The sequence below is a fragment of the Streptomyces sp. NPDC059455 genome (assembly GCF_042750115.1).
Lineage (GTDB): Bacteria > Actinomycetota > Actinomycetes > Streptomycetales > Streptomycetaceae > Streptomyces > Streptomyces endocoffeicus.
Genome location: NZ_JBHYVB010000356.1, coordinates 1 through 6,350 on the forward strand (window position 1 = coordinate 1; position 6,350 = coordinate 6,350).

The 6,350-nt window shown below is 71.5% G+C and carries 1 protein-coding gene; it reads left to right on the forward strand.

Annotated elements, in window-relative coordinates; genetic code table 11:
- On the forward strand, positions 1 to 6,350 hold a 6,350-nt coding region (locus ACFXB5_RS51835), incomplete at both ends, for an SDR family NAD(P)-dependent oxidoreductase (RefSeq protein WP_385222647.1).

Below are 6,350 nucleotides of genomic sequence, written 5' to 3' on the forward strand. Positions count from 1 at the left end.
GTGATCGAGGAGGAGCTGGCCCGGTCGTTGTCGCAGGTCCGGCCGGTGTCTTCACGTATCCCGTTCTTCTCCACGGTGGAGGGGGAGTGGCTGGACACGGCAGAGCTGGATGCCGGGTACTGGTACCGCAACCTGCGGAGCACCGTCCGCTTCGCCCCGTCCATCGAGCGCCTGCTGGAGGAGGACTTCCGGGCCTTCGTTGAGGTGAGTGCCCATCCGGTGCTGACGATGAGCATCGAGGCGGCGGCAGAGCAAACGGACGCCGGACCGGTCGTGGTGACCGGCACACTTCGCCGGGACGACGGCGGCATGCGCCGGGTGCTGACCTCCCTGGCCGAGGCCTACGTACGCGGTGTCCCCGTCGACTGGTCCGCCCTGCTCGGCAATGTCCCGGCGCACACCGCGTGTGACCTCCCGACCTACGCTTTCCAACACCAGCACTACTGGCTGAAGGGCGGCCCCCGGAGCGGTGAGGTGACCGCCGTCGGCCTCGCCGGTGCTCGGCATCCTCTGCTGGGCGCTTGGGTGGAACTGCCCGACATGGACGGGGTGTTGTTCACCTCCCGACTGTCGCTGAGCACCCACCCGTGGCTGGCCGACCACACGGTGGCCGGTACGCCCGTCCTCCCCGGATCGGCCTTTGTGGAGCTGGCGGTGCGCGCCGGTGACGAGGTTGGCTGCGGTGCCGTCGACGAGTTGCTGATCGAGGCCCCACTCGTGCTGATGGCGGGCATGAGTGTGCAGCTCCAGGTGGTCGTCGGTGGGGCTGATGACTCCGGCCGACGGCGCCTCACTGTCCACTCCCGCCGGCAGGGCAACGGGTCGGGCAGTACGAACTGGAACCGGCACGCCACGGGCACGCTGGCCCAGGCCACCACCGTGCCCGATGTCGACCTTGCGACATGGCCGCCACCCGGGGCCACACCCATCGATGTGGACCAGGTGTACGACGATCTGGCACGTGCCGGACGTGGCCTCGGCCCGGCGTTCCGCGTACTGCGCTCGGCGTGGACCCGTGGCACCGATGTGTTCGCCGAGGTGGAACTGGCCGACGACCAGCAGGCCGAAGCCGCGCGTTGCACACTGCACCCCGCCCTGCTGGAAGCCGTATGCCACGCCGACACGCACGCCGAGGCAACGGCACTGCCCGTCGCCTACCGCGCGGTGTCCCTGTCCGCGACCGGCGCGACCGCACTGCGCGCGCGCATCAGCCCCGACGGTCAGGGCGGCGTGACGCTGCAGCTGGCGGACTCCACCGGGAAGGCGGTCGGGTCCGTGGGCTCGGTGACGTCGCGGCCGCTCCCGGCCGACGTATGGCTGTCGGCAGCGGGGACGCAACCGCAGGACGCCCTGTTCGAGGTGGAATGGTTCCCGGTCGCGTCGGCCGCATCCGCCCCGGCCGCCTCGGATCCGGCGATGGTGACGGTGACGAGCCCGGCCGAGTTGACAACGTTGGCCGACCACGGCGACGTACCGCCCTTCGTACGCGTGGACCTGACGTACATCACACACGGCCTCCGGGCGCTCACCTCGCAGGCGCTGGAGTGGGTCCAGGCGTGGCTGGCCGCGCCGGAGAACGACTCGCGGCTGGTCATCGTCACACGCGAGGTCACCGACCCGAGCTGCGCGGCGGTCTGGGGACTGGTGCGTTCGGCACAGTCCGAGGCCCCGGGCCGGCTGGTCCTGGTGGCGATGGACGAGGACGGCGCCTCCGGCGCGCTGCTGCCCGCCGCCCTGGCCACCGGCGAACCGCAGATCGCCATCACCGCCGGGGTGGCATCCGTACCGAGGCTGGTGCGCGCCACGCCGAGCGAGGAAGAGCCATCGCGAGCGCTGGACCCGACCGGCACGGTGCTCATCACCGGTGGCACCGGTGCGCTTGGCGGGCTGTTCGCACGGCACCTCGCGGCCGAGCGCGGCGTACGTAACCTCCTGCTGGTCAGCCGCCGTGGCGGCGCAGCCGAAGGCGTGGCGGAGCTGGAGTCCGAACTCGGTGCCTTGGGCGCGTCCGTACGCACCGTGGCCTGCGACATCACGGACCGGGCCGCGGTGGCGGACCTGCTCGCCTCGCTGCCCGCCGAAGCGCCCCTCACGGCGGTCGTCCACACCGCCGGTGTCCTGGACGACGGCGTGGTCACCGCCATGACCCCCGGACGGCTGGACACCGTTCTCCGCCCCAAGGCGGACGCGGCCCTCATCCTGCATGAGCTGACGCGCGACATGGACCTCGCCGCCTTCGTGGTGTTCTCCTCGGCCGCCGGCGTCTTCGGCAACCCCGGACAGGCCAACTACGCCGCGGCCAACGCCTTCCTGGACGCCCTCGCTCGGCAACGCAGGGCGGAGGGGCTCCCGGCCACCTCGCTCGCCTGGGGCCACTGGGCGCTCAGCAGTGAGATGACCACACATCTCACCGCGGCCGACCTGCGGCAGCACACCCGGCGCTTCGGCATGACCGCCCTGTCGGAGCAGACCGGTCTGACGCTGTTCGACGCCGGTCTGCGCAGCGCCACGCCCGCCCTGGTGGCGGCCCGCCTGGACCTGGCGGGCCTGCGCGCCAACGCGGCCGCCACCCCAGTCGTCCCTCTGCTGCACAAGCTGGTGCCACCGGGCCGCCGGGTCGTGAGCGGTACGGCAGCGCCGCGGACCGATCTCGTACGGCGGCTGGAGTCGGTGGACCCCGCCGAACGGGAGCAGACGCTGCTGGACCTGGTCACACACCATGCCGCCCAGGTGCTCGGACACTCATCGACGGACAGCATCGCCGCCGAACGGGCCTTCCGTGACCTGGGGTTCGACTCGCTGACGTCCGTGGAACTGCGCAACCGACTCAACACGGCCACCGGCCTCCGGCTTCCCTCCACCCTGCTTTACGACCACCCGAGCCCACGGACCCTCACCCGGCATCTGCACGCCGAGTTGCTGGGGTCACCGAGTGCCCCCGCCGCCCCGGCAACCACGGGCGGGGCTTCGGACGATGGCATCGCCATTGTGGCGATGAGCTGCCGCTTTCCGGGCGGGGCGAACAGCCCCGAGGACTTCTGGCGGCTGATCAGTGAGGGCGGTGACGCCGTCGGCGACTTCCCGGACGACCGTGGCTGGGATCTGTCCGCGCTCTACGACCGCGACCCGGACCACCCCGGCACCTCCTACGTCCGGCACGGCGCCTTCCTCTCCGACGCCGCCGGCTTCGACGCCGAGTTCTTCGGCATCTCGCCACGTGAGGCGCTGGCAATGGACCCGCAGCAGCGGTTGCTGCTGGAGACCTCATGGGAGGTGTTCGAGCGGGCCGGGATCGACCCGACGACGTTGGTCGGCAGCGGCATCGGAGTGTTCACCGGAATGAACACCCAGGACTACGCGATCCGCCTGCGCCACGTTCCGGACGAGGTCGAGGGGCACCGGATCACCGGCGTCTCCGCGGCCGTCCTGTCCGGTCGCGTGGCCTACACCCTGGGCCTGGAGGGACCCGCGGTCACGGTGGACACGGCGTGCTCCTCGTCGTTGGTGGCGCTGCATCTGGCGGCGCAGGCGCTGCGGGCGGGGGAGTGTTCGATGGCGCTGGCCGGTGGGGTGACGGTGATGGCCGGTCCCGATGCCTTCGTGGACTTCTCCCGCCAGCGCGGACTGTCGGTCGACGGCCGGTGCAAGCCCTTCGCCGCCTCGGCCGATGGTACGGGGTGGGCCGAAGGCGTCGGGGTGCTGCTGCTGGAGCGGCTGTCGGACGCGGAGCGGAACGGTCACCAGGTGCTGGCGGTGGTGCGGGGCAGCGCGGTGAACCAGGATGGCGCGTCCAACGGTCTGACGGCGCCGAATGGCCCGTCACAGCAGCGGGTCATCCGTCAGGCGCTGGCCGGCGCGGGTGTGTCGGCCGCCGAGGTGGACGTGGTCGAGGCACATGGCACGGGTACGGCACTGGGCGATCCCATCGAGGCGCAGGCCATCCTCGCCACGTACGGACAGGACCGCGACCGGCCGCTGTGGCTGGGCTCGGTGAAGTCCAACATCGGTCATGCCCAGGCCGCCGCGGGCGTGGCCGGTGTGATCAAGATGGTGATGGCGATGCGGCACGGTGTTCTGCCGCGGACGTTGCACGTCGATGCCCCCACCCCGGAGGTGGACTGGTCGGCGGGCTTGGTGGAGTTGCTGACCGAGGGGCGTGCGTGGCCGGAGGTGGGGCGTCCGCGCCGGGCCGGGGTGTCCGCCTTCGGCGTCAGCGGCACCAACGCCCATGTGATCGTGGAGCAGGCACCGGCCATCGCCGCCGAGCCTGCCGCGGAGGGCACGGACGCGATCGCCGCCGTACCGTGGGTGATCTCGGCGAGGAGCGCCGACGCGCTGTACGGCCAGGCGGCCCGGCTCGCCGAATTCGCCCGCAGCCACCCGGAGCTCGGCCCGGACGACATCGCACACACCCTGATCGCCACACGGGCCACATTCGACCACCGGGCCGTGGTCGTGGGCCCGGGGCGTGCGGAGTTGCTGAGCGGGCTGGATGCCATCGCCGGGCCGAGCGATGGTCCCGTGGCGCGAGGTGTGGCGAGCCCCGGCAGGCTCGCGGTGTTGTTCACCGGGCAGGGCAGCCAGCACCCGGGGATGGGCCGGGAACTGCGTGCGCGGTATCCCGTGTTCCGCGATGCCTTCGACGCGGTCTGCGCGCAACTGGACCGCCATCTGGTCGACGCCGGGCATGTCGAACACCCCGTCCGGGATGTCGTGCTCGCCCAGTCCGGGACCCCCGAGGTGGAGCTGCTCGACCGTACCGTGTTCGCCCAGGCGGGGCTGTTCGCGCTGGAGACAGCGCTGTTCAGGCTGTACGAGTCCTGGGGCGTGCGCCCCCACTTCCTCGCCGGTCACTCCGTGGGTGAGCTGACCGCGGCCCATGTGGCGGGCGTGCTGTCCCTCGAGGACGCGGCCGTGTTGCTGGCCGCACGGGGGCGGCTGATGCAGGCCCTGCCCGGTGGCGCGATGGTGGCGCTCAACGTCTCCGAGGCGGTGGCTCGCTCTCTGCTGGCCGAAGCACCGGGGGCCGTGGACATCGCCGCGGTCAATGGGCCCGCCTCCGTCGTCGTCTCCGGCGACCCGGACGCCGTGGTTGCCGTTCAGCGGATATGCGTGGCCAAGGGATACCGGACCAAGCGGCTACGGGTCAGCCATGCCTTCCACTCAGCGCACATGGACGGCATGCTCGACGAGTTCCGCGCAATCGCCGCCGGGCTGTCGTACGCGCCTCCGGCGGTGCCGATCGTCTCCAACGTCACGGGCGAGTTGGCCACCCCCGATCAGCTGTGCTCCCCGGAGTACTGGGTCGAGCACGCACGCAGGACCGTCCGTTTCCTCGACGGCGTCACCACACTCCACGCCCAGGGCTCCACGACCTTCCTCGAACTGGGCCCCGACGGTGTCCTCACCGCCATGGCGCAGGAAGCGCTGGGCGACGGCGCCGCCCCGGCCATGTTCGTCCCCACGTTGTACGGCGGCGAACAGTCCGATCCGGTCGCCGCCGTGGCCGCGCTCGCCCGACTGCACGTCCGTGGTGTCCCGGTCGACTGGAACGCCCTGGTCACGGGTACCCCGCGGCGTACGGTCGACTTGCCGACGTACGCCTTCCAACACCGGCGGTACTGGCCGGACGCTCCCGAATCGGACGCCTCCGCGGTGGGTGAGCCGGGTCCTCGGCCGCTGCCGGAGCCCACGGCGCCCCAGGACGCCAACGCCACGGCCTTCGCAGCGCGGCTGATGTCCGGCACCGAGGCCGAGCAACACCGGATGGTTCTCGACCTGGTGCTGAGCAGCGCGGCAGCCGTACTGGGGCACGACGACGCCTCGGCGATCGACGGTGAACGGGCGTTCCAGGACCTCGGCTTCGACTCGCTGAACGTGGTCCGGCTCCGCAACCGCCTGCGAGACCTGACCGGCGCCGAACTGCCCACCACGCTCGCCTTCGACCACCCGACACCGGCCGCGCTCGCGTCGTTCCTGCACGCCCGGCTTCTCGGACAGGACACCGGACGGACCGGATCGGCGTGGACGGCGGGCGATCCCACCGAGCCCATCGCGATCGTGGGGATGGCCTGCCGGTTGCCGGGTGGCGTGGCCTCGCCGGAGGACTTGTGGGAACTGGTCCTGGCGGGAGACGAGGGTATCGGGGAGTTCCCGGTGGACCGTGGCTGGGATCTGGACAATCTGTTCGACCCGGACCCTAACCATGCGGGGACCAGCTACGCGCGGCAAGGTGGTTTTCTCTACGACGCGGCCGAGTTCGACGCGGACTTCTTCGGGATCTCGCCGCGTGAGGCGCTGGCGATGGATCCGCAGCAGCGGTTGCTGCTGGAGACGTCATGGGAGGCGTT